The organism is Pseudomonadota bacterium, assembly GCA_013285445.1.
GTDB lineage: Bacteria > Pseudomonadota > Gammaproteobacteria > Xanthomonadales > Wenzhouxiangellaceae > Wenzhouxiangella.
In genome coordinates this window covers 3,093,384-3,116,790 of record CP053448.1, presented here as the reverse complement: position 1 = coordinate 3,116,790, position 23,407 = coordinate 3,093,384, and the positions used below count along the sequence as shown (strand labels likewise).

Annotated in this window: 19 protein-coding genes and 1 riboswitch; of the genes, 12 read left to right on the top strand and 7 right to left on the bottom strand. The window is 63.9% G+C overall.

The features are described 5' to 3' along the window. The first annotated feature begins 165 nt into the window (after nt 1–165). The 3 genes from aroQ to accC are packed head-to-tail and all read left to right on the top strand — an operon-like array spanning nt 166 to nt 2,452. On the top strand, nt 166–612 hold the full coding sequence (aroQ, locus tag HND55_13855) for a type II 3-dehydroquinate dehydratase (GenBank protein ID QKK03651.1): 447 nt from the start codon (nt 166–168) through the stop codon (nt 610–612). Nucleotides 613–615: 3 nt separating this feature from the next. After that, on the top strand, nt 616–1,098 hold the full coding sequence (locus HND55_13850; GenBank protein ID QKK03650.1) for an acetyl-CoA carboxylase biotin carboxyl carrier protein: 483 nt from the start codon (nt 616–618) through the stop codon (nt 1,096–1,098). A 7-nt stretch (nt 1,099–1,105) separates the two neighbouring features. Beyond that, nucleotides 1,106–2,452, top strand: a complete 1,347-nt coding sequence (gene accC, locus HND55_13845) for an acetyl-CoA carboxylase biotin carboxylase subunit (GenBank protein ID QKK03649.1) — start codon at nt 1,106–1,108, stop codon at nt 2,450–2,452. Nucleotides 2,453–2,780: 328 nt separating this feature from the next. Here accC and HND55_13840 read toward each other — a convergent pair whose 3' ends face one another. The 5 genes from HND55_13840 to HND55_13820 all read right to left on the bottom strand — a co-directional run bounded on the left by HND55_13840 (nt 2,781) and on the right by HND55_13820 (nt 12,090). Continuing rightward, a complete protein-coding gene (locus HND55_13840) occupies nt 2,781–3,260 on the bottom strand; it encodes a chemotaxis protein CheW (protein ID QKK03648.1) in 480 nt (159 codons plus the stop codon). 6 nt (nt 3,261–3,266) lie between these two features. Next, nucleotides 3,267–8,801, bottom strand: coding sequence for a response regulator (locus HND55_13835; GenBank protein QKK03647.1), 5,535 nt, complete (start codon nt 8,799–8,801; stop codon nt 3,267–3,269). Nucleotides 8,802–8,885: 84 nt separating this feature from the next. Further along, nucleotides 8,886–10,925 carry a hypothetical protein gene (locus HND55_13830; GenBank protein QKK03646.1) on the bottom strand — a complete coding sequence of 680 codons (2,040 nt, stop codon included), beginning with the start codon at nt 10,923–10,925 and terminating at the stop codon, nt 8,886–8,888. A 123-nt stretch (nt 10,926–11,048) separates the two neighbouring features. Next, the gene (locus HND55_13825; GenBank protein QKK03645.1) at nt 11,049–11,627 is read right to left on the bottom strand and encodes a purine-binding chemotaxis protein CheW; all 579 of its coding nucleotides are present in this window, start codon (nt 11,625–11,627) and stop codon (nt 11,049–11,051) included. A 31-nt stretch (nt 11,628–11,658) separates the two neighbouring features. Further along, entirely contained in the window at nt 11,659–12,090 is a 432-nt protein-coding gene (locus HND55_13820; GenBank protein QKK03644.1) for a response regulator, read from the bottom strand. A gap of 183 nt (nt 12,091–12,273) precedes the next feature. On the opposite strand from HND55_13820, the gene gshB reads away from it, so the two are divergent. The 5 genes from gshB to HND55_13795 are packed head-to-tail and all read left to right on the top strand — an operon-like array spanning nt 12,274 to nt 16,003. Next, entirely contained in the window at nt 12,274–13,212 is a 939-nt protein-coding gene (gene gshB / locus HND55_13815; protein QKK03643.1) for a glutathione synthase, read from the top strand. Further along, nucleotides 13,209–14,087 (top strand): energy transducer TonB, encoded by an 879-nt coding sequence (locus HND55_13810; GenBank protein ID QKK03642.1) that lies wholly within the window; start codon nt 13,209–13,211, stop codon nt 14,085–14,087. The genes gshB and HND55_13810 overlap by 4 nt, the downstream gene beginning before the upstream one ends. 36 nt (nt 14,088–14,123) lie before the next feature. Further along, a complete protein-coding gene (locus HND55_13805) occupies nt 14,124–14,678 on the top strand; it encodes a YqgE/AlgH family protein (GenBank protein ID QKK03641.1) in 555 nt (184 codons plus the stop codon). Continuing rightward, a complete protein-coding gene (ruvX, locus tag HND55_13800; GenBank protein ID QKK03640.1) occupies nt 14,671–15,114 on the top strand; it encodes a Holliday junction resolvase RuvX in 444 nt (147 codons plus the stop codon). The genes HND55_13805 and ruvX overlap by 8 nt, the downstream gene beginning before the upstream one ends. After that, nucleotides 15,107–16,003 carry an aspartate carbamoyltransferase catalytic subunit gene (locus tag HND55_13795; GenBank protein QKK03639.1) on the top strand — a complete coding sequence of 299 codons (897 nt, stop codon included), beginning with the start codon at nt 15,107–15,109 and terminating at the stop codon, nt 16,001–16,003. Before ruvX ends, HND55_13795 begins: the two co-directional genes overlap by 8 nt. A 3-nt stretch (nt 16,004–16,006) precedes the next feature. On the opposite strand, the gene HND55_13790 is transcribed toward HND55_13795, so the two are convergent. After that, on the bottom strand, nt 16,007–16,243 hold the full coding sequence (locus HND55_13790) for an accessory factor UbiK family protein (GenBank protein ID QKK03638.1): 237 nt from the start codon (nt 16,241–16,243) through the stop codon (nt 16,007–16,009). Between the two features lie 116 nt (nt 16,244–16,359). Here HND55_13790 and HND55_13785 point away from each other — a divergent pair, with 116 nt between their 5' ends. From HND55_13785 to HND55_13770, 4 genes are all read left to right on the top strand, one after another. After that, entirely contained in the window at nt 16,360–16,698 is a 339-nt protein-coding gene (locus HND55_13785) for a P-II family nitrogen regulator (protein ID QKK03637.1), read from the top strand. Between the two features lie 62 nt (nt 16,699–16,760). Then, entirely contained in the window at nt 16,761–18,662 is a 1,902-nt protein-coding gene (locus tag HND55_13780) for a M1 family metallopeptidase (protein QKK03636.1), read from the top strand. A gap of 103 nt (nt 18,663–18,765) precedes the next feature. After that, nucleotides 18,766–19,317, top strand: coding sequence for a putative Fe-S cluster assembly protein SufT (sufT, locus tag HND55_13775; GenBank protein ID QKK03635.1), 552 nt, complete (start codon nt 18,766–18,768; stop codon nt 19,315–19,317). Nucleotides 19,318–19,418: 101 nt separating this feature from the next. Beyond that, the gene (locus HND55_13770; protein QKK03634.1) at nt 19,419–21,269 is read left to right on the top strand and encodes a hypothetical protein; all 1,851 of its coding nucleotides are present in this window, start codon (nt 19,419–19,421) and stop codon (nt 21,267–21,269) included. On the opposite strand, the gene HND55_13765 is transcribed toward HND55_13770, so the two are convergent. Beyond that, nucleotides 21,270–23,048, bottom strand: coding sequence for a TonB-dependent receptor (locus HND55_13765; protein ID QKK03633.1), 1,779 nt, complete (start codon nt 23,046–23,048; stop codon nt 21,270–21,272). A 110-nt stretch (nt 23,049–23,158) separates the two neighbouring features. Further along, nucleotides 23,159–23,392: riboswitch (cobalamin riboswitch) on the bottom strand. Nucleotides 23,393–23,407 lie beyond the last annotated feature (15 nt).

The following is a 23,407-nucleotide window of genomic DNA, read 5'->3' as shown; positions in this document are numbered from 1 at the left end:
CGCGGTCGCTGGGGCCACGCAGGCGCCGGCCAGACCCGGCCGCCGGTTGAAGCAATAGGCTGAGCGCCAGGACAGATTGTTCGATCTTCCGCGATTTGCGCCGAACGTGTGGACATTTCCGGCGCGATGGGGCACACTTCCGGGTCTTTGAAGCGGGGAGTTGCCATGACCGCCGTGCTGGTCATTCACGGACCGAATCTCAATCTGCTTGGACGCCGTGAGCCGGATATCTATGGTCACGATAGCCTCGAGACCATCAACGCCCGCATGGCGCGCTTCGCGGCGAGCTGCGACATCGATCTCGATACCTTTCAGTCCAACGCCGAGCATGAACTGATTGAGCGGATTCAGCAGGCATCCGAGACCGGCGTCGACTGGCTGATCGTCAATCCGGCCGGCCTGACGCACACGTCGGTTGTGCTGCGCGATGCGCTGGCCGCGGTGGGATTGCCGTTTGTCGAGGTGCATATGAGTAATCCGTATCGACGTGAACCGTTTCGCCACCAATCGTGTTTGAGAGACATTGCCGAAGGCGTGATCTGCGGATTTGGCGCGGATTCCTATCTGCTCGCGCTGCAGGCTGTGATCAACCGCACGGACCATTCGGGGTAGACCATGGATCTTCGAAAAATCAAGAAACTCATCGAGCTGTTGGAAGCCTCGGAGCTTGCCGAGATCGAGATTCACGAAGGCGAAGAATCGGTTCGCCTGATTCGGCATCATCCGCAGCCGAACCTGCCTCAGGCCTATCATTTGCCGCCATCCGGTCCGGCGCCGGCGCCGCCGCCCTCGGCAGGGGATGAATCAAAGGCTGCATCCGTGGCGCCGGACGGTGATCTGCCGGCCGATCTGCCGGATGGTGAAGTGGTCCGGTCTCCCATGGTGGGCACGTTCTACGGGTCACCCAATCCGGATAGCGGGCCGTTCGTGAGCGAAGGCAGCGAGGTATCGGCAGGCGACACCTTGTGCCTGATCGAGGCAATGAAAATGTTCAACCAGGTCGAGGCCGAGTTTTCCGGCACGGTGGTCGCCATTCTCGTCGAGGACGGCCAGCCGGTGGAGTTCGACGAGCCGCTGTTCGTGATCCGGAAGGCCTGAATACGCCATGAGGCCATTCAAGAAGGTACTGATTGCCAATCGCGGCGAAATCGCCCTGCGCATTCTGCGTGCCTGTCATGCCATGGGCATTCGCACGGTGGCCGTGCATTCCACGGTCGACCGCAATCTCAAGCATGTCGGCATGGCCGATGAATCGGTCTGCATCGGGCCGGCGCCGGCCAGTCAGAGCTATCTCAACATTCCGGGCATTATTGCGGCCATGGAAGTGACCGATGCCGAGGCGGTGCATCCCGGTTACGGGTTTCTGGCCGAAAACGCCGATTTCGCCGAGCGTGTCGAGGAGTCCGGCTTTACCTTCATTGGCCCGCGCGCCGAGACCATTCGACTGATGGGCGACAAGGTTTCGGCCATCAACGCGATGCGCCAGGCCGGTGTGCCCTGCGTTCCGGGCTCCAACGGCCCGCTCGACGGAGATGAGCGGCGTTCGCTCAGACTGGCCGAAGAGATCGGCTACCCCGTGCTGATCAAGGCCGCGGCCGGGGGCGGGGGGCGTGGCATGCGGGTCGTCGACCGTCCCGAGGATCTGGTGAGGTCGATCAATCTGACGCGCCAGGAAGCGAAAAGCGGGTTTGGCGACGACACCGTGTATATGGAGAAGTACTTGACCAACCCGCGCCATGTCGAGGTCCAGGTGCTGGCGGACATGCAGGGCAACGCGGTGCATCTGGGTGAGCGGGACTGCTCGATGCAACGCCGTCACCAGAAAGTGATCGAGGAAGCACCGGCACCGGGCATCAGTGCCGAGGCGCGCGAGCATATCGGCCGGATCTGCACCGACGCCTGCAAGCGCATCGGCTACCTGGGCGCCGGCACGTTCGAGTTCCTCTACGAGGACGGGGAATTCTTCTTCATCGAAATGAACACCCGCATTCAGGTTGAGCACCCGGTCACCGAGTGTGTAACCGGTCTGGATCTGATCCGCGCGCAGATACTGGCTGCGGCCGGTGAGCCATTGCCTTTTACCCAGCAGGATGTGCAGCTGCAGGGGCATGCCGTCGAGTGTCGCATCAATGCCGAGGATCCGGAAACCTTCATGCCGAGACCGGGCACGATCGAAGCATTTCATGCGCCCGGCGGGCCGGGAATCCGGGTCGACTCACATCTCTACGACGGCTACCAGGTGCCGCCCCACTACGATTCAATGATCGGCAAGCTGATCGCACACGGCGAAACCCGCGAAGCTGCGCTGGCGCGGATGCGGGTGGCGCTCGACGAGGTCGTTTTGCGCGGCGTGGTAACGAACATCCCGCTGCATCAGCGCCTGATCCGGGATTCCGGCTTCGCCAAGGGCGGCACCAACATCCACTATCTGGAGAAACTGCTCAAGCGCTGAGGCTGCTGTACAGGTTTTCGACGCCCGGTTCGTCGCGGATGCGACCGCGACCTACCCACCCGGACTGCAGGTAGGTCGGGGTCGCATCCCCGACGGACGGCGCCGAAAGCAGCCGGTCAGAGCGCAGGTCGGGGTCGCATCCCCGACGGACGGCGCCGAAAGCAGCCGGTCAGAGCGCAGGTCGGGGTCGCATCCCCGACGGACGGCGCCGAAAGCAGCCGGTGAGAGCGCAGGTCGGGGTCGCATCCCCGACGGATGGCGCCGAAAGCAGCCGGTCAGAGCGCAGGTCGGGGTCGCATCCCCGACGGACGGCGCCGAAAGCAGCCGGTCAGCCGGTCAGCGGCAGGGCGCCGAATGCAGCGTGCGCCACCAGGTGGCCGAGTCGATCCAGATCAGGGATCAGCGCCTCGCGCCCCTCGATGCTGACCCGCCCAGCCACCGCGATGGGGTTGCCCTCGCTTGTGATTTCGTCGAAGTTGTCTTCGGTGATTGTCGCCAGTCGCGGCTTACCCTGGGCCAGAATGGCCATGTAGGGCATGCGCTCTCTGTCGATCAGCGTCTTGATGATGCACAGGCGCGCACCCTTGCCCTTCGATGGTTCCTGTTCGGACTCTTCGGCCAGCCGGGCGAAACTGATGACCGGGACCTGCCATCCCTGCCAGACGACCGTGCCCAGAACCCAGTCCACCGCGTCCGGAATGGGCTCGGGCTCGCTGTAGTTGACGATTTCGGCAACCGTGGCATTGGGCAGGAGCATATCCACGCCGGTCAGCGGTACCAGGACGCTGCGCACTTCCGTTTCCGACATGACTGCTTATCCCTCCGGTACGGCCATCTTGAGTTTTTCGAAAACCTCTTCGATGAGGTCAGTTTCCTGATAGGGCTTGGTCAGGTAGCCGTTGACGCCGAGCTCGCGCGCATGCTGGCGGTGTTTCTCGCCGCTTCGCGATGTGATCATGACCATCGGTACGTGCTTGAGGCGAGGGTCGTTGCGGACGTGACTGGCCAGTTCATAGCCATCCATGCGCGGCATTTCGATATCGAGCAGAATCAGGTCAGGTATGCGGTCGAACATCGCCTCGACGGCATCGAGACCGTCGCGCGCGGTGATGACCTCCAGGCCCCGGTGTTCGAGCACGCGGGAGGTCACGCGCCGCATGGTGATCGAGTCGTCGACCACCATCACCAGTGGCGTGCGCTTGGCCTCATCGGCCGCCTCTGGTTTGTGAACCTCGACTTCCTGCCCCGGCAACAGGTTGCGCTCGAACGCGTTGCGGATGAGCGGACCCATGTCCAGGATGGGGATGACGCGCCCGTCACCGGTAATCGTGCCGCCGAGAATGCCGGTAATCGAGCTGATTTGGGGCCCGACCGGTTTGATTACGATTTCACGGTGCCCGTGCAGCTCGCTGACACGCATCGCCGCGCGCTGCTCGCCGGCCTCGATCATCAGCAGCGACAGGGTGCCATCGGGAACGTCCTCGGCATCGAATCCGAGCTGTGTTTCGAGCTCCATCAGCGGGAATCTTTCGCCGGCGTATTCCTGATGCGGATCAGACGTCTGGATCTGGTGTCGCCACTCATTGGCCAGCATGCGGGTCACGCCACGTACCGCCTGCAGCGGGATGGCAAACTGGCGATCGGCAACGCGTACCATGATCGCCTGCATCACGGTCAACGAGAGCGGGATGCGAATGGTAAAGCGTGCGCCCTGGCCGGGCTGGCTGGCGGCCGATACACTGCCGCCGATCTGTCGCACCTCGGAGGCCACCACGTCCATGCCGATGCCGCGGCCAGCCAGTTCGCTGACTTCCCTGGCGGTGCTGAAGCCCGGACGGAAAATCAGCTGTGCCAGTTCGCGCTCGCCAACCTCGTCGTCCTTGCCGATGAGGTTCTGCTCGATGCCGCGCTGCCGAATCGCCTCGTAGTCCAATCCGCCACCATCGTCGTTGACCCGCACCACGAGGTCGGTGGCTTCACGGCTGACGTCGACATGGATCGTTCCGGTTTCCGATTTGCCGGCCTTGCGGCGTTGTTCAGGGGGTTCGATTCCGTGGCTGATTGCGTTGCGGAGCAGGTGTTCCAGCGGCGCGGTGATGCGGTCGAGCACGCTGCGGTCCAGCTCGCCTTCGCCCTCGATGGAAACCCTGAGTTGTGCCTGCTTGCCCACGTCCCGGGACGCGTTGCGAACCACGCGGCGGAACCGCGGCAGCAGGGTGTTGAAGGCGATCATGCGCGCCTGCATCAGGCCTTCCTGCAGCTCGGTGTTGACGCGCGACTGCTGCATAAGCAGGGTCTCGGATTGGCGCGTCGCGTCGTCGAGCATGCCGGTCAGACTGGTCAGGTCATTGACCGATTCACCCAGCGCGCGTGACAGCTGCTGGATCGTGGAGTAGCGGTCGAGCTCAAGCGGGTCGAAGGTCTCGTCGGCCGGGCCGTGTTCGCGCTCGTAGCGGGCCAGGATCTGGGCCTCGGTTTCAATCTCGAGCTTGCGCAGCTGATCACGCAGGCGAATGACGGTCTCGTCGACCTCGGCCACGTTGGTCCGAAACACCATGACCTGCTCTTCCAGGCGTGAGCGGAATATGCTGATCTCACCGGCGTAGTTGACCAGATCGTCGACCAGTTCGGCCGGCACGCGCAGGGTTTCGGTCCGAACGACCTGCGTTTCTGTTTCTTCGGCCGCTTCGGGTTCGGCAGCGAGCTCGGGCAGAATCTCGGCCTCTTCAATGGCCTCGGCCTGCTCGCGGAAAACATCGTCGATTGACCGGCGCGGCAGTGGTTCACGCTTCTCGACGGCATCGACCATGGCGTGCAGATGGTCGCAGCCGCTTTCCAGCGCGTTGATGCGATCGGTGGACGGTTGCTGCAGGCCTGCCGCGATGCCTTCGAGCATCTCCTCCATGACATGGGCAATGCTGCCGATCGGATCGAGTCCGACCATCCGGGAGCTGCCCTTGATGGTGTGGAGATCACGCTGCAGCCCGGTCACCAGGCCGCGATCGTCCGGTGCTTCGCGCCAGCGCTGCAGGGATTCATCGGCGTGTTCAAGCACCTCCTCGGCCTCTTCGAGAAACGCCTCAAGCAGCTCCTCGTTAAGCTGGGCGTATTCGACCCGGAACTCCGTTTCAGCGCCCTCGGCTTCGACTTCTTGAGCTTCGGCTGCCTCGGCTTCGGCTGCCTCGGCTTCGGCTTCCTCGGCTTCGGCTGCCTCGGCTTCGGCTTCCTCGGCTTCGGCTTCCTCGGCTTCGGCTTCCTCGGCTTCGGCTGCCTCGGCTTCGGCTTCCTCGGCTTCGGCTTCCTCGGCCTCGGCTTCCTCGGCCTCGGCTTCTTCAGCTTCGGCTTCTTCAGCTTCGGCTGCCTCGGCTTCGGCTGCCTCGGCTTCGGCTTCCTCGGCTTCGGCTTCTTCAGCTTCGGCTTCTTCAGCTTCGGCTTCTTCAGCTTCGGCTTCCTCGGCTTCGGCTGTCTCCGCTGTCTCAGCTTCAGCGCTGGATTCCGCTTCGCTCACATCGGCTTCGATATCAAAGACATCGGCATCGTCGGTCGACACTTCGGCGAGGTCGTCCGCGTCCGAGGAAAACACCGGCTCATCGGCCTCTTCGGGATATCGCGTTTCGCTGATTTCGGCCCCATAATCGCGATGGGCCAGCTCGTGCAGCCTGCGCAGTTCGGCAGACAGTTCGGCAGTGTTGAACTCGCCGTCGGCGATTTCATCGCCCTGCAGACGCTCCAGACGTTTACGGAACAGCCGCTGGCAGTCCATGATCACGACCAGTCCGTCATCACCGGGCAGTTCGCCGGTGTGGGCCAGCTCCTCAAGGTACTGCTCGAAGATCTGCGCGGTATCGGTTTCGTCACCGATCGGCGCCATTCGCATGGTTCCCTTCATGGTGTGCACAGCTCGCACCAGGCGATCATCGATGCGCCCGGATGCATCGCGTTCGACTGCGGCCGCAACCCATTCGTCCAGCGGCTCAAGGTTCTCCGACAATTCCTTGATCATCAGTTCGATCAGGGTTGGATCAAGCCCTTCAACTTCTGCGCCACCGGCTGCGCGCACGGCCGCTTCGGATTCTTCCCCGGCCGCCAGTCGCTCGGCACGCCGGGCCAGTTCGGCACAATGTGCTTCGTCGTGGGCCTCGTCACCTTCGCCGCTGAGCCGTGCACGCATGCTGGGCAGGACAGTGACGGCTTGCTCGACCAGCTCGATCACGTCTTCGGCGGGTCTGAGCTGGCCGTCCAGGACGCGGTTCATCAGGTGCTCGATCTGCCAGGAAAACTCACCGATCTCTTCAGCGCCGGCCATCCGGCCGGAGCCCTTGAGCGAGTGAAACGCGCGCCGTATGGTGGTCTGGACATCGTTGTTGTCCGGCTCTTGCCGCCACTGCGGCAGCATCTCCTGCAGTGTTTCGGTTTCCTGGTCGAACTCCTCGAGAAAAATCTCGGTAATGTCGAAGTCTTCAAAGCTGAAACCGGCGCCCGATTCGTCCGCCGGCGCCGGGCTGTCTGCAGGAGTCTCGTCGGGTTCGAGGGTTTCGTCGAGGCTGGCCGGCTGTTCTTCGGGAGCCAGGGTGCTCTCGGCCGGTTCAAGTTCGGATGTGAAGTCGTCCTCGAGATCTTCAGTAGTCCCTTCGGCTTCAGCCATATCCTCGGCCGGCTCGGGCGCTTCGACGGGTGCGACCTCGTCCGACGGCCAGTAACCAAACTGCTCCAGCTGCTCGCGCGTGTTGTCGAAATACTCCTGGCCCTTGTCATCCAGACGCGTCTGGCTTTCCAGGTAGAACTCGGCGACGGTCAGCGCCTGCGCCAGCGCTTCGAGATGGTCGGAGCGGGGAGATGTCTGGCCGTCGAGCAGCTGACTGGCGACCAGGCGCCGCGCGCCCTCGATCATGTTGGCCCCGTCAGGCAGCATGGCCATGTCGAGGGCGTGGGAAATCCGCTCCAGCCGGGCATGTGCCTCCTGGGCGGCATTGGCGTCGGCCTTGCCGCGATTGACCGCGTCGAGCAGGCTTTTGGCGTGGGCCAGGTCTTCGCCCGCCTCGTGGAACAGCTGGCGCATGACCCGCCGTTTTTCCGAAGCCGGCAGCAGTGTGGCATCGTCGGCTGATTCGATTTCCGAGTCGCTGACATCGTTGATACCAAAGTTTTCCTCGAGCTGCGACTCGACGACCAGCAGCTCTCGCGCTACTCCGAGTAGCGTTGGGTCATCGGGGTCGGAGCCCAGCTCGGACAGCTGACTGGCCTGAGCCTTGATACGTTCGGACAGGGTATCCAGCCCCAACATTGCCAGGCTTTGGCCAACCGATTCCAGCAGCTCGGTTTGCTGTTTGAGTACGTCGGGATCGGCCGCGCGTTCCAGCTGTGAGCCCAGGGTGTCCTTGATTTGCGCCAGGTCCTCACGCGCCGCGGCAGTCACCGCGGCAAACAGCGCGCGGTTGCGGCCTGCCAGGAAAACGCGTGCTTCGGTTGCGTTCTCCGGCGCGTGCCGCACCAGATCAAACGCTTTGTGGACTGCTCGGGCCTGATCGTTATCGGGCCGTGCCACGGCGATCTGGAACAGAAAGCTGCGGCAAAGTGCGTCAGCCGCATCATCAATGCCGGGTGCATCGTCCAGCAGCTGTTTGAGCAGGGCATCGAGGCGCGCATACAGGCGGGCCATGGCCGGGCCGCTTTCGAGCTGCCCCTGCGCGAGCGAGTCCGAAACCGCGCCTGCGGCCCATCCGACGCGGCGTACTGATGCCGGCAGGCTGGCCTGGTCGCGCAGCTTGAAGGCGACGTCGCTGATCGCCTCCAGCGCCTCGGAGTCGCCATTGTTGACCAGGAACCCGCTGAGCGCTTTCTGATAACTGCGCCGCAGCGCATTCGGTTCATGACCATCGCCGTCGTGGTCGGGCAGTTCAGCCGCATCGAGCGGCGGCTGGAAAAAGCGGGCTTCGTCGAGCGGCTCGGCATTGACGACTGCGCGCAGGTTGTTGATGGTCGCGAGCAGCACCACTGGCGCGTCGCGCTGCGTGTTTTCGAGATAGTCGAGGTAATCCGGCACCACCGCCGTGGCTTCCATCACAGCGTTGATCGCCTCGTCCTTGCGCGCGAAGTTGTCGTCGCCCTGGACCGCTTCCAGGACTGAGGCAATCGCTTCCCCGAGCATTTCCCCACTCTGGAATTCCAGCACCGACAGGCTGCCGGCCATCCGGCGCGCCGCGTCGATGGCGCTGTCCAGGCCGTCGTTCGACGGCTCGGCGTCGGGATCGCTCCATTCCTCGACCGTCTGCCGGATGTCCTGACAGAGTTCGTCGAGCAGCGGGCGTGTCCACTGAAGGGACTGGTGGCTTGTGCTCGAAGGGCTCATTTCGATAACGTGTTCATTCGGCTGCAAGGCATGTCATTGTGCTCCCGGCCGGTTGTCCGATTCAGCGCGCGCAACGAGGTCTGCTCAGGACTCGTCCTCGGGCAGCTTGAAGTCGGCCACCGAGTCGCGCAATTCGCGCACCAGGTCGGCCAGATTGGCCACCGATTTGGCGGTCTTGCCGGTCCCTTCGGTGGTTTGGATCGAGATGTCTCGAATGCTGTTCATCATCTCGGCGATGCGAGTCGCGTTTCTGGATTCCTCCTGCGCCTGCCTGGAAATGTTCTGAATCAGTCCAGCCAGGTCGTTGGAAACGTTTTCGATCGACTCCAGGGCTTCACCGGCATCCTCGGCCAGCCGCGCTCCGGAAACCACCTGTGAGGTCGTTTGCTCCATGGATGTGACCGCTTCGGAGGTGTCGGCCTGAATGGTCTGGACCAGGGCCTCGATGCGTCGCGTTGCGTTGGTGGCCCGTTCGGCGAGTCGCTGCACTTCGTCGGCAACCACTGCGAAACCGCGCCCGGCGCCGCCGGCTGAAGCCGCCTGAATGGCAGCGTTGAGCGCGAGCACGTTGGTCTGCTCGGAAATGCCGTTAATCAGCTCGACGATATCGCCAATTTCCTGCGAGGACTCACCCAGGCGTTTGATTCGCTTTGAGGTTTCCTGAATCTGGTCGCGAATGTTGTCCATCCCGGAAATCGTCTGGCGCACCATGTCGGCGCCGCGGTTGGCGATTTCGACCGAATTCTGCGCGACCTCGGCCGACTCGCTTGAGCGCTTGGCCATATCGTCGAACGAGCGCGCCATTTCGTTGATCGTCTCGGTGGCCGAACGAATCTCCTGGGCCTGGTGTTCGCTGGCCTCGGCCAGCTGGGTGGTGGTTGCACGTGTCTCCTGCGCCTGGGCGGCCACTTGCTGAGCCGTGGTATTGACGCCCGAGACGAGGTCGCGCAGTGCTTCGACGGCATAGTTGACCGAGTCGGCGATGGCGCCGGTGACATCCTCGGTCACGGTGGCCTGAACGGTCAGGTCGCCGTCGGCGAGCGAAGACATTTCATCGAGCAGCCGCAGAATGGCTTCCTGGTTGCGCTGGTTGACTTCTGCGGTCTGGCGCGCGGCGCGGCGCTGCTGGAAATAGGCGCCGGCGCCGATCAGGAACAGAATGAGCAGGGCGACGGCCGCAATGGCCAAGCCGGCCAGCAGCGATGGCCAGATCACGCCTTCGCCGAGATTGGCGTATTCACTGGCCAGGTCGCGTGCCTGATCGGTCAGATCCTCGGCGTCGAGGAAGATTTCGTCGGCCGCCTCGCGCACCTCGAACAGGTCGGTCGACGCAGTGAGAATGGTGTCGACGTCAAACCGGATTTCCTCGAACACCGGCACGACTTCGGCCAGCGTCTCCAAAACACGCGGATTGCGCACCGCCGACAGGCCAAGCTCCTGGTCGCCGTTGATCAGGCCGTTGAGCACGCGGTTGAACAGGCTGGCGTCGCGGCTGAACGCGTCGGCTGCGGTGATTGCGCCGGTGCCGCCGGCCATGATGTCGCCGACGCGGCGCAGCATGCGGTCGGCCAGGGCCAGCTGGCGACTGGCCACGTAAATCTGGACGGTCGGTGCGCCGGTTTCGATCATGCGCCGCACCACCTCGTCCGAAAGCGCCTGCAGCCGAGGAATGTTGTTGGAGAACGCTGTGGCACTATCAGCCAGCTCGATGACCAGGTCCGTTCGATCCAGAATGCGACTGGCGTTGGCGTTGATGGTGTCCCACAGATCCTCCAGCGTGGACAGCGGCGCATCGACCCGGTCGGGTGAGGGCGGCAGATTGGTGGCCGGGTTGCCGTTGCGCAGCTGACCGATCGCGTTGCTGATGATGTCGCGGGTCTCGCGCAGCTCATCGAATGCATCGAAGTTGCCGACCGCGGATTCGCCTGCAGCCTTGGCCAGCTGCTGAGCGCGCACCTGAATTTCAGTGGTCAGTCCGAGGTACTGGGTTTCCTGCTGGTTGCGCTCGTTGAGCAGGTAAAAGTTGTATGCCACCAGGCCCAGGAGCAAAACGAGCAGGATAAACAGCAGCAGTTGCAGGGGGGACAAACGCTGTTGCGTTGCTTGGCTCACGACGCTACTCATGCCTTCACCTCATTGTTGATTCTCGCGGTGCGATTCACCGCGCCGTCCCGGCACGGCGCCGTTGCGGCGGGTCTGCCGTTTTCAAACCCTTTTACGCCCGCTGTTGCTGGATATCGTGTCATGTCAGTCTGCCTTGGCACCATTGATAAACTCCCGATTGCGCTGCAGCTCCTCTAGCTTGAGGACTCCCCAGTTGCGCTCATTGGTTTCGAACTGATGGGTGACCAGTCCGGCAAGCTCGGTGGTTTGCCATCCGGGCTCGCGCTTGAGGTTGTCGGTGTGGAAATGCCGCTGTCCGAACACCTCGTCGACCATCAGGCCGGCCAGCCTGCCTTGCAGGCGGGTCATGATCAGTCGCGTCCGGTTGGTCACCGGCGTGCGGGTGTTGAACAGATACCACCCGAGATCCGAAACCGGTGCGAGGTTGCCGCGTACATTGGCCAGACCGAGCAGCCAGTCCTTGGCGCCCGGAATCTGGGTGTAGGGCGGGAAGGCGATGATCTCATCGATCTGGTCGATGCGGCAGGTCAGGAAGTAATCGCCAAGACGGAATACCACACCGTCCCAGTTGCTGATCTGCTGCTGTTGGGAAGCCTCGCCGACGTCATGGGCCAGGCTGCGCTGTTCATAGTCGACGAACCGGGCCAGCAGTGTTGACTGGCCGGTTTCCTTGACGAGGTCTGTTTGCTGCTCCCCTTGCATTGTCCCTCTCGTGTGCGAAAGGCGGCCCGACTCAGGCAGCCTCGCTTCTGTGTCGTTGTTCACGCACTGTATCAAGCAGTTCATCGCGGGTGAACGGCTTGGTCAGGTAGTGGTCCGAACCGACGATGCGTCCTCGCGCCTTGTCAAACAGTCCGTCCTTGCTCGTCAGCATGATGACGGGAACGCGCTTGAAGCGCTGGTTGTTCTTGATGATGGCGCAGGTCTGGTAGCCGTCGAGCCGCGGCATCATGATATCGACAAAGATCAGGTCAGGCTCGTGCTTGTGAATCAGCGACAAGGCCTCGAAGCCGTCGTTAGCGGTGATCACCTCGCAGCCCTCGCGGCTGAGCATGGTTTCCGCCGATCGCCGAATCGTCCGGCTGTCATCGATCAGCATGATCTTCAGTCCACTGATGTCAATATCGGCCTGGTTGCCGCTGTCTGTTTTCTGGTCTGCACTCATCGCTAGGCTCTACTGCTGGTCCGGGTCACCGAAGTGCACTCCGGCGTAGGTTAGTCTATCTTCACCGGATTTGCCAATCCAGTAGAATTGTGTCACAGAAGTCTATGGGAAAACAGAGTTTTCTCGCGGTTTCCGGCTTTGCGGCGGCTGCTGGCGCATGATTTGGACCCTGACGGAGGGGGCATGCGAAAGAATCTCGTGATGGTGATGGACGATATTTCGAAGATCACCGTGGCCAAGGATACTTCGCTGGCGATGCTGCTCGAAGCGCAGCGGCGCGGCTATGCGCTGTACTATCTCAATGACACCGACTTGTATCTGGAAGGCAGTGCCGCGCGGGCGATCATGCGCTTGCTGACGGTGCGCGACGACGCTTCGGACTGGTTTGCGCTCGGTGATTCGCTGGACCGTGCGCTGGGACATGATGACCTGGTGCTGATGCGCGCCGACCCGCCGGTCGACAGCGCCTATCTGTATGCGACCTATCTGCTTGAACAGGCTGAACTGGCCGGTGCACGAGTGATCAACCGACCACGGGCACTGCGCGATTTCAACGAAAAGCTGGCCATTGCCCGGTTCGAGCGCTGGATGCCTGCGACCGTGGTCACGGCCAGCGCTGAGCGCCTGCGCGGCTTTGTCGAACAGCATCGCCGTACGGTGCTCAAGCCGCTCGACGGCATGGGCGGGAAGGGCATCTTTCTGCTGGACGCCGCTGACCTCAACCTCAATGTGGTGATCGAGACCCTGACCGACGGTGGTGCTCGCCTGGCCATGGCCCAGGCGTATCTGCCGGCGATTGCCGATGGCGACAAGCGGGTGCTGGTCATCCACGGTCGCCCGGTGCCGTACATGCTGGCGCGAATTCCCGGCAGCCATGACTTTCGCGGCAACCTGGCGCGCGGCGGGCGCGGTGAGGGCCGGGCGCTGGGCGAGGTGGAACGACGCATCGGAGAGGCCGTCGGCCCGGTCCTCCTCGAGCATGGCATCGAATTTGCCGGACTCGACATCATCGGGGATCGACTCACCGAGATCAACGTCACCAGTCCGACCTGCGTGCGGGAACTGGACGGGCAGTTCGGGATCAATATTCTTGCCGATCTGTTTGACGCCATCGACCCGTGAGAAGCGTTCGCACCGCAACCGTCAGCCAGGATACCCTGGCGCTGGCAGTCGCCTTCGCGCTGGCGCTGCATGCCGTGGTCATCGGGCTGGTGCATTTCGAGTTCCTTGGGCAGCGGCCGGATCGTGTGCCCAGCAGCCTGGATGTCATCCTGGTGGACTGGGCCACCGAGGAGGCGCCCGAGGAAGCCGATTTCCTGGCTCAGGCCAGCCAGCGCGGCAGCGGCGACAACCCCGAGCTGGAGCGACCGGCCGAGCGTGCTGCAGCCCAGGTCGCCCAGGCTTTCGATGCGGTCGAGCAGCAGGCTCAGCCACAGGATCGACGTGATCAGCCGGAACAGCACCTTGAGCAGATCCAGGTCAGCGACGAACAGCGGACACCGCTTGATCGCGACGCCACCGAGCCCGATGAGAATCCCGAGATCGACAGCTCACAGCTGGTCGAGAGTGCGCGCGCGCTGGCCCGCGTGTCTCCCGAACGGGTTGAGTACACGCGCGATTTTGCCGAACGGCCGCGGCGCAAGTTCGTGTCTGCCAATACCCGTGAGCACCTGTACGCGGCCTACATGCGCTCCTGGGTGGCCAAGGTCGAGCGGGTAGGCAACCTTAACTATCCGGAGCGGGCGCGACGTCGCAACCTGGCCGGCAGTCTGGTGCTCAGCGTCGACGTGATGGCAGATGGCAGTGTCGGTCGTATCCGCGTATTGCGTTCATCCGGCCAGGAGGTGCTCGACGAGGCAGCCGTGCGCATCGTGCGGCTGTCGGCGCCGTTCTCGCCGCTGCCTGCGGATATCCGGCAGGAAGCTGATATGCTCACGATCACGCGAACCTGGCAGTTTTCCAGCACGGGTCAGCTGCGCAGTGGACGGTCAGGATGAAGCGTCTGTTTTGAGCGGGGCTGGTAATATAGGACCATGAGCTACCTTGAACAGCAGTTTCTGATCGCCATGCCGGGCATGCAGGATCCGAACTTTGCGCGCGGGGTGACCCTGCTGTGTCAGCACAACGACGAGGGTGCGCTTGGTATCACCATCAACCGGGTTTCGGACTTCACGCTCAAGGATGTGCTCGAGCAGCTCGACATCGAATGCGACGACGAGGCGATCGCCGGATTGCCGGTGTTTGCCGGGGGACCGGTACAGCCCGAACGCGGCTTCGTGCTGCACAGCAAGGACAGCAGCTGGGACGCGACGGTGGCGGTTGGCAGCGATATACTTGTGACCACGTCGCGTGACGTGCTCGAGGCCATTGCGGGTGGTCGCGGACCGGAGAAGTACCTGGTTGCGCTGGGCTATGCAGGCTGGGAATCCGGGCAGCTCGAAACCGAGATGCGCGAGAACGCCTGGCTCAACGTGATGGCGTCATCGGAAATCGTGTTCGACCTGCCGGTCGAGCGGCGCTGGGAGCAGGCCGTGGCGCGGCTGGGTATCGACATCTCCAGCCTGCAGCCTGCCGGTGGTCATGCCTGAACGCGCCGGTGGCGCACTGCTGGGCATTGATTTCGGCCAGCGCACCGTCGGCGTTGCGCTTGCACATCCGATGACCGGTTCGGCCCGACCCCTGTCCCCCATCCGCCACCGCGATCGCGATACGCTCCTTGCTCAGCTTGGCGCCGTGATCAGGCAGTGGCGACCGAAATGCCTGATCATTGGTCTGCCGCTGGCCGGTGATGGCGGCGAGACAGAAATGAGCCGACAGGTGCGCCGACTGGCGCGTGACTGCGGCGACCGTTTCCCCGATCTGCGCGTGTGTCTGCACGACGAGCGACTGACCTCGCAGGCTGCAGCAGCACAGCATGCCAGCCGACGGCAGGCCGGTCGCGCCCGGCGGCGCGATGCGGTGCGGCTCGACAGCGTGGCGGCGGCGCTGATTCTCGAATCGTGGATGGCTGAAGCCCATGACTGATGGCCACCTGATCGACATTGACCGACTTGATGATGGCGACATCAGCCGCCTGCTCGGCCGGGCCTGCGCGCTCGCGGCCGGCGCCGATGCCGCCACGCTCGGGGCGACCGTCGCCAATCTGTTCTACGAGCCCAGCACGCGCACGCGGGTGTCGTTCGAGCTGGCTGCGCAGCGGCTCGGCATGCGGGTGATCAATATCGAGCTGGAGCGGTCTTCAACAACCAAGGGCGAATCGCTCGAAGACACGGTGGCCACGCTGACCGCGATGGGTGTCGATGCGGTCGTGCTGCGCCATCCCGATGATCAGCGACCCGCTGGCCTGACCCGACAGGTTTCAGGCGTACGGCTCATCAATGCTGGCGACGGCAGCAACGCCCATCCCAGTCAGGCACTGCTGGATGCCGCCACCCTGATGTCGAAAGGGGTTGACTTCGCCCGACTTCGCCTGGCGATGGTCGGTGACATTCGGCATTCGCGGGTCGCGCGATCGGGCCTGCATCTGTGGCAGCGCCTGGGGGTGGCCGATATCCGGCTGGCCGGTCCTGCGCAGTGGCTTCCCGCTGCGCCGCCGTGTGCGGCTGCCAGTCTGCACGAGTCCCTGGCCGACGCGATCGCCGGCGCGGACGTGATCATGATGCTGCGCGTTCAGCACGAGCGCATGGATCACACGGCCTGGCCGGATCGCGCCGCTTATTTCAGCCAATGGGGCCTGAAACCGTCTGACCTCGAGCGCGCCGCGCCGGACTGCGTTGTGATGCATCCGGGGCCGATCAATCGCGGCATGGAAATCGATGGTGACGTGGCCGACGGCGAGCGCTCCCTGATTCTCGAGCAGGTGCGGATGGGCGTGTTTGCCCGGATGGCCATTTTCGAGTGGCTGCTTGGCTGAGGCCTATGATTCCGGTTCCAGGCGTTGCTCGAGCGACTCAAGCTTCTCGCGCGTTCGCTCAAGTACCTTTTTCTGGATCTCGAACTCCTCGCGCGTGACCAGATCCATCCGTTCGAAGGCCGATTCGAGCACGGCGCGGAACTGCTCGTGAAGCTCGGTGCGAGCGGTTCTGAGTTCCGCAGGCAGGATGGTCGCCAGCTTGCGGGTGATTTCATCGAGGGTTCTGAAGTCGGGCTGCATGGTCAATCTCGGGCGGAGTGATTTCAAACCTGAAGAGTAACGCAGATTGCCGTTCCGGTATGATTCAGCGTGAGTCTGATTTCAACTGTCGATCCAACCTGAGGTGTAGTCCACGCATGAAGCTGATAACCGCCATCATCAAACCGTTCAAGCTCGACGATGTGCGCGACGCGCTCGGTGAGGTGGGCGTGACCGGCATGACGGTTTCCGAGGTCAAGGGCTTCGGGCGTCAGAAGGGGCACACCGAACTCTATCGGGGTGCTGAGTACGTGGTCGACTTTCTGCCCAAGCTCAAACTGGAGATTGCCGTGCCGGATGACGACGCCGAGCGGGTCGTCGAGACCATCGTCGAGACCGCCTCGTCGGGGCGCATCGGCGACGGCAAGATCTTTGTCAGCCCGATCGAACGCGCAGTTCGCATTCGTACTGGCGAAGAGGGCGACGACGTGCTGTAGTCGCGGGACACGAGCCACCGAGTCCGGCCACGCCGGATTGAACCGACCTGAGGAATATCCAGATGAGAAGAATGCCCTTACTGGTGATTGTCCTGCTGTGCCTGGCCGGCTGCCAGGAGCAGGTGCCGGAGCGGACCGAATCCCTGCCGCCGCTGCCGGAACAAGCGATCGCAACCGGCCCCGATCCGCACAGTTTTGCCGAATACGACAGAGTGCGCGTCGGCCACATGCAGCTGGTGCTCGATGCCGACATGCAGGCACGAACCCTGTCGGGACATGTGCTGCTCGAGCTGGAGCGCATCGACCCCGGCCATCCCCGCCTGGTGCTCGACAGTCGCGGGCTTGATATCCACGACGTGACCGCGCCGAAGCGCGACGGTAGTCATCAGCCGCTGTCGTGGCGGCTTGCCGGGGCGCACGGTGACCTTGGTGAACCGCTAATCGTCGTTCTGCCGGACGGGGTTGACCAAGTGCGAATCGACTACGCCAGCCGCCCCGGCGCGTTTGGCCTGCAGTGGCTAGACGGCGAGCAGACCTCGTCGGGGCAGCCGTTCATGTTCTCGCAGAGCCAGCCGCACTACGCGCGCACCTGGGTGCCGCTGCAGGATACGCCTGCCGTGCGCTACACCTTCGATGCCACGGTGCGTGTGCCCGATCGGCTGATGGCGGTCATGGGTGCGGCCGGCAACGCTTTCGAGCGCAATGCCAGCGGGGACTATCACTTCCACATGCCAGAGCCCATTCCCTCGTATTTGATGGCCATTGCCGTGGGCGATCTCGAGTTCGCCGAGATCGGCGAGCGCTCGGGCGTGTACGCGGAGCCGCAGTGGATCGAGGCCGCCGCGGAGGAATTCGACGTGCTCGAGGAGATGATCGACATCGGCGTCGATCTCTATGGCGAGTACCGCTGGGGCCGCTACGACTTGCTGGTGCTGCCGCCGAGTTTCCCCTTCGGTGGCATGGAGAATCCGCGCCTGAGCTTCGTGACGCCGACCATCATCGCCGGCGACGGCAGTCTGCTGGCCCTGGTCGCACATGAACTGGCGCATTCCTGGTCGGGCAACCTGGTGACCAACGCCGCCTGGCGCGACCTGTGGCTCAATGAAGGCTTCACCGTCTACTTCGAGTCGCGCATCATGGAGGCACTCTACGGCGAGGAAATCGAGCGCCAGCTCGCCGTGCTGGAATGGCAGGGCCTGGTTGAAGAACTGGAGATTACCGATGCAGGCATGGCCAGCCTGGTGCTCGATGTCGACGGCAAGGATCCGGAGAAGGCCTTCACCGGCGTGCCGTACGCCAAGGGACGATTCTTTCTGGACTGGATTGAGCACCGGGTGGGCCGCGAGTCCATCGATGCGTTTCTGCGAGCCTACTTCGATCACTTTGCGTTCCGGTCGATCACGACCCGTGTTTTCCGCGCATACCTGCAGGAAAACCTGGTCGCGCTGCATCCGGATGACCTGAGCATGGACGAGGTTGACCAGTGGCTCTATCAGGCGGGCCTGCCGGACTTCGCGGTGGTGCCGGAGTCGGACGCCTTCGACCGGGTCGACGTCTGGCGCGAGCGCTGGCTGGCCGATGAGGTGTCAACCGCCGAATTGCCGGCCGACCAGTGGTCGGTCTACCAGTGGCTGCATTTCATCATCGGGCTGGAGAACCGCCTGAACCTGGAGCGCATGTCCGAACTCGACGCGACCTTCGAACTGACGGCGTCGGACAACTACGAAATCCTCTTCCAGTGGCTGATGCGCTCGGTCGAGGCGCGCTACGAGCCGGGCATCGAGCGGCTTGAGCCGTTCCTGCTCGAGGTCGGACGCAACAAGTTCACGCGGCCGCTCTACAGCGCGCTGGCCAGCACCGACTGGGGCCGCGACTGGGCAATCGATGTCTACGAGCGCGCCCGGCCGGGCTACCACCCGCTCACCCGCCAGGCCACGGAACGTGCGCTGGGGCTCGAGGAATAGCCCGACGGCAGGGCATGTTTTGCGCGACCCGAAGCATCGTTGAATCATCCCGGGTTCAGCCGGATATAATAGGGACCAATTCAATCCTGTTTTCGGGTGAGTCATGTTTGGCAACGCCTACACGCCGGTCAAGTTCGAACGCGACTGCGGGGTCGTGATGGTGCCAGAGGGCGCCCCGGTCGAGCTGCCTGCCGGCACGGTCGGTTACATCACCCAGCAGATGGGCGGTAGCTTCACGATCTACGTCGACGGCCGCCTGTTCCGGCTGGCCGGCGACGATGCCGACGCGATCGGCAAGGAGCCGCCGCCGCGCCCCGAACTGCCTGAAGATGCCACTGACGAGGATGTCGAGGCGTTGGTGCTCGATCAGCTGAAAACGGTCTTCGACCCCGAAATTCCCATCAACATCGTCGATCTCGGGCTGATTTACGACTGCAGGATCGACATGATGGAGCAGGGTGCGCGCCATGTGTCGATCGACATGACGCTGACCGCGCCGGGCTGCGGCATGGGCGAGGTTCTGGTGGCCGACGTCCAGGAACGCCTCCGGCGCATACCCACGATCGAGCGCGTCGATGTCGAGCTGGTCTTCGACCCGCCGTGGGGACCGGCAATGATGAGCGAGGAGGCGCGGCTCGAAACCGGCATGTTCTGAGCTGAGCATATCGCCCTGACGGGGTAATCGTCCGGGTCATGGACCTGCGCCAACGTGCTCGCTACACTCATGGCTGGATCTGGAGCTGAGCCGGAATGGCCATGAAATCCATCAACCGGACTCGTCTATCAACAAAGCTGCGGGGTCGGGTGGCCGCGGGCATGCTGCTGGCCGGTCTGCTTCCCGTCGCTGTTGCCCTCGCCCAGGTGCCCGAGCTGATATTGAGAGACGCCGTGACCGGGCTGGGTGTGACCGGCCGAGTCACCCTGGCGCCGATCGAGGGTCAGCTGGCGCCGTTCCGCGAATTGATTGACGCGCATCTCTCTGGCGGCCAGCCGATACAGAAGCTTGCAGTGGAGACGCGCGTTGCGCTGGCGATCGAACAGCCGCATGCGCTGCGGGTCAAGGCGATGGGATACCGTCCGCTCCACACCGTATTGCGGCCGTCGGCAGATCATCGAGGCTGGACGCTGTTGCTCGAACCGCTCGAGGCTCCGGGAGCCATGGCGGCTCGTGCGGACGATCGCCTGGTGATCGATGGCTGGGTCCACGACCACCAGACATTCGAGCCGCTGGCCGGCGTGGCCGTTTCGGTCGGGCCGGGTTCTGCACTTGCATTGAGCGACCCGGGCGGCTATTTCAGGCTGGCGCTGGACTCGACCGAAACCGATCGGCGGCGCCCGGAACTGATCACCGTTCAGGCCGGAAAAAGCGGGTATCCGGACTGGACGCGGACCGACCTGTTGCCGGCACAGGGCCGCACGACGCTTCGAATCAGCCTGGGCGCGCCATCGCCAAAGGTGCCGTCACACCGACAGCTTGGTCGAGAGCCGGTTTGGCCAGCTGCCGATCCGTCGGGGCACCGGGCTCCTGCCGCTGCCGGCGGTCGGGCCGACCAGCCGCCGGTGAGCATTTCGGTCGGTTTCGGTGATGCCGGCTGCTCCCAGCCGTGCTGCACCGGCAACTGCCCGTACAGCTGCACCATGCCGCTCGAGACCTATGTCCGCCGCGGCATCGGTGACGAGTGGATCGCATCATGGAGCCACGACGCTCTGGCTGCTGGCGCGGTGGCCTACCGCAGCTATGGCGCATGGCACGTGCTCAATCCGCCCGCGCATGGTGCTTACGACATCTGCTCGTCGCCCTGCTGTCAGATGAACGACCCCGATACGCATACCGCAACCGAAGCGGCGGCCGCAGCCACCGCCGGCGTGATGCTGATCCACCAGGGCGGCGTATTCCGGTCGGAGTATTCAGCGCAGAACAACTGTCTGCAGGGCGAGATGTCGTGCAGCAACGCCGATCTGTCCTGCGGTGACGGCTATGCCGGCTCGCCGGTCACCGGCTGGCCCTGTCTGGCCGATCCGGTCGGTGCCGGACAGGACTGCTTCGGTCATGGCCGCGGCATGAGTCAGTGGGGCAATCATTTCTGGACCCAGGCCAGTCCGGCCCGAAACTGGAAGTGGCAGCTCAATCACTACTATAACGATCACGGCAACGGCAGCGATCTGCGCACCGCGGTCATTTCACAAGTGCTGTCGATCGAGGGGCTGTCTGTCAGTCCGGCCACGATCCAGCCCGGTCAGTCATTCACCATCGAGATCGATGGCCGCAACCTGGCTGCCGATACCCACGAGCAGGTGATGATCGGTGCCAGCCTCAGGCGCGGCACCGATCCGTTTATCGACGACCCGGACAACGATGAGCCGGTTGCGCTGCCGCCCGGGCTGTCGAGCGTGTCTCGCCCGTTCGATCTGCCGGCCCAGGCCCCCGCCGGCAGCTATGCGCTGTGGGTAGCACTGTGGATTGACGTCGACCGCAACGGCCAGATTAGTGGTGAGGATCTGTCCCAGCACCTGGTCATTGCCGAGAATGCCGTCACCGTAGGCGGTGACGACGTGTTCCGCGATCGCTTCGAGTGGGCTGCGGCACGCTTCGGCGCCGGATGGTGATCATCCACGCCAGCCAAGCGCCACGAACAGCGAGCGGTCGTGGGCGTTGAAGCCGAGCAGGGGCTCGTAGTCCTCGCCGGCGGCGTTTTCCAGCCGACCCTCCAGCCGGAAGCCGTGTCCCAGCGGCCAGCCAGCGCGCAGGTTGATCAGCGTGTAGCTTGCCAGGCGCACGCCGCCAACGTCCTGGCGACGGCCGACATGCACCAGCTCGACGCCCAGCCAGCCGTCGTTGGCCAATCGGTAGTCGGCGCTCAGCGATGCCTTGCCACGGGCGCGCCGCAGCAGCGCTGCACCGGTATCACGGTCCTCCGCGTCCTGCCAGGTATAGCCGCTCCGTGCGCTCAGACGACCGAGCTCAAGGGTATGCGACAGTTCGGCGCCGCGAATCCGGGCCTGGCCGATGTTGATCGCCTGGAACCCCTCGCCCGCGAAATCGATCAGGTCATCGATCCGGGTTTGGAAGACGCTCAGCGCGACGCGTTGCCTGGGGCTTGGCGTCCAGTCGGCGCCCAGCTCGAGCGACCAGGAGGTCTCCGGGTCGAGGGTCGGATTGCCGGCAAACAGCCCGCCGAATCCAGGTGAGTAGAGCTGGCTGAAAGTGGGTGCACGGAAGGCCCGGCCGAGACTTGCAAACAGGCGCCAGTCGCCGCGCGGTTGCCATCCTGCCGCGATGCTGCCGGTCACTGCGCTACCGAACTGCTGGTCTTCGTCCAAGCGCAGGCTGGCTTCCCAGTCGTTGTCCTGACGGCTGCCCTGCAGGCCGGTCCAGACGCCGATGTTGTGGCGGCTGTTCGACCAGCTGTTGCGATTGACGCCGGAAACACGCCAGGCGTCGATCCCGACCAGCCAGGTTCCGAGTTGCTCAAGCGAGCGCTCGGCCTGGACGGCCGCCTGGGTGCGGCGGGTCACGGTCTCGGTCTGACCGAACGCGGTCTCGGTGTCGAGGCGGTCGCGGTAGAGTCCGGCCGAAGCCTGCCAGCGCCAGCGCGATCCGGTGCGATGGTGGTAGACGGTCCGCAGGGCATAGTCGAGCATGTCCGACTCGCCCTGATCGAATTCCACCGCGCCGTCGCTGATCCGACCGGTCCAGGACCAGCTGCCCGAGCCGGTCTCCAGCGCGCCGCGGGCGGCGAGGCTGAGGTTGTCGAAGCCGTCGTCGTCGGGATCGTATGCGAAACCGCGCGTGTTCTGGGCCGAGAAGCCCCCGACCTGCCGCCAGGCCGCGGTCACCGAGAGCGTGTCATTGCCCAGCGCCGCCGACAGGCTGGTGTCGTCGTAACGTCCGTAAGCGGCGCGCAGCATTGCGCCGCTGGCCTGACGGGTAAAGATCTGGATGACGCCACCGATTGCATCGGAGCCCCAGCGCGCCGCGCGCGGGCCGCGCACGATTTCGATGCGGTCGATCAGCGCCGGGTCGAGCTTTTCCCAGGCAAAGGCACCGCTGCCGGCAGCGGCCACCCGCACGCCATCGATCAGCACCAGCACGTGATTGGAATTCGTCCCGCGCATGAACAGACTGGTCTGGCCGCCCGGTCCGCCGGTTCGCGCAATGTCGATACCGACCTCCAGGCGCAGCAGTTCGAGCAGGTCCGGCGCCTGGCTGCGGCTGATCTGCTCGCGGTCGATAATACTGACCCGTGCCAGGGTTTCGCTGCCTGCCTGTTCCGTTCGGCTGGCGGTGACAACCAGGGGCTGGATTTCAAGGGTATCGGACCGGGCCGGTGCCGCGGCATGGATCAGGCCGACGGCCGCCAGGCCGACGAGAAGAGATGGTTTCATGTTGTTCGCTCCTTGCGCTCACCCGCGCATTGCTGGGGTGCAGATGAGGCAGAGCGTCAACACGACAGACCAGGCTGTCTGTCAGCGTCCCCGGCTGCCCGCCGCAACCCAAGTGAGTCATGACAGCAGGCCGGTCTCCTGACTTCCGGCATCAGCGCAGTGCTGACGGGTCGCAGCCTTCCCCCGCGTGCCGCGGAGTGACTGTCTGGGCGACCACCTCGCCGTCGGGCGAGGCCGGTTACAGTTGCGGGGGCAGTACCGGACTTGCACCGGTTTCCCGAAACACCTGTTGCCGTGGCTGATTGTCGGCCGGCCCGAGTCGGGCCGGCGCGAAGAAAGTATAGCCGATCGTGCGGCGG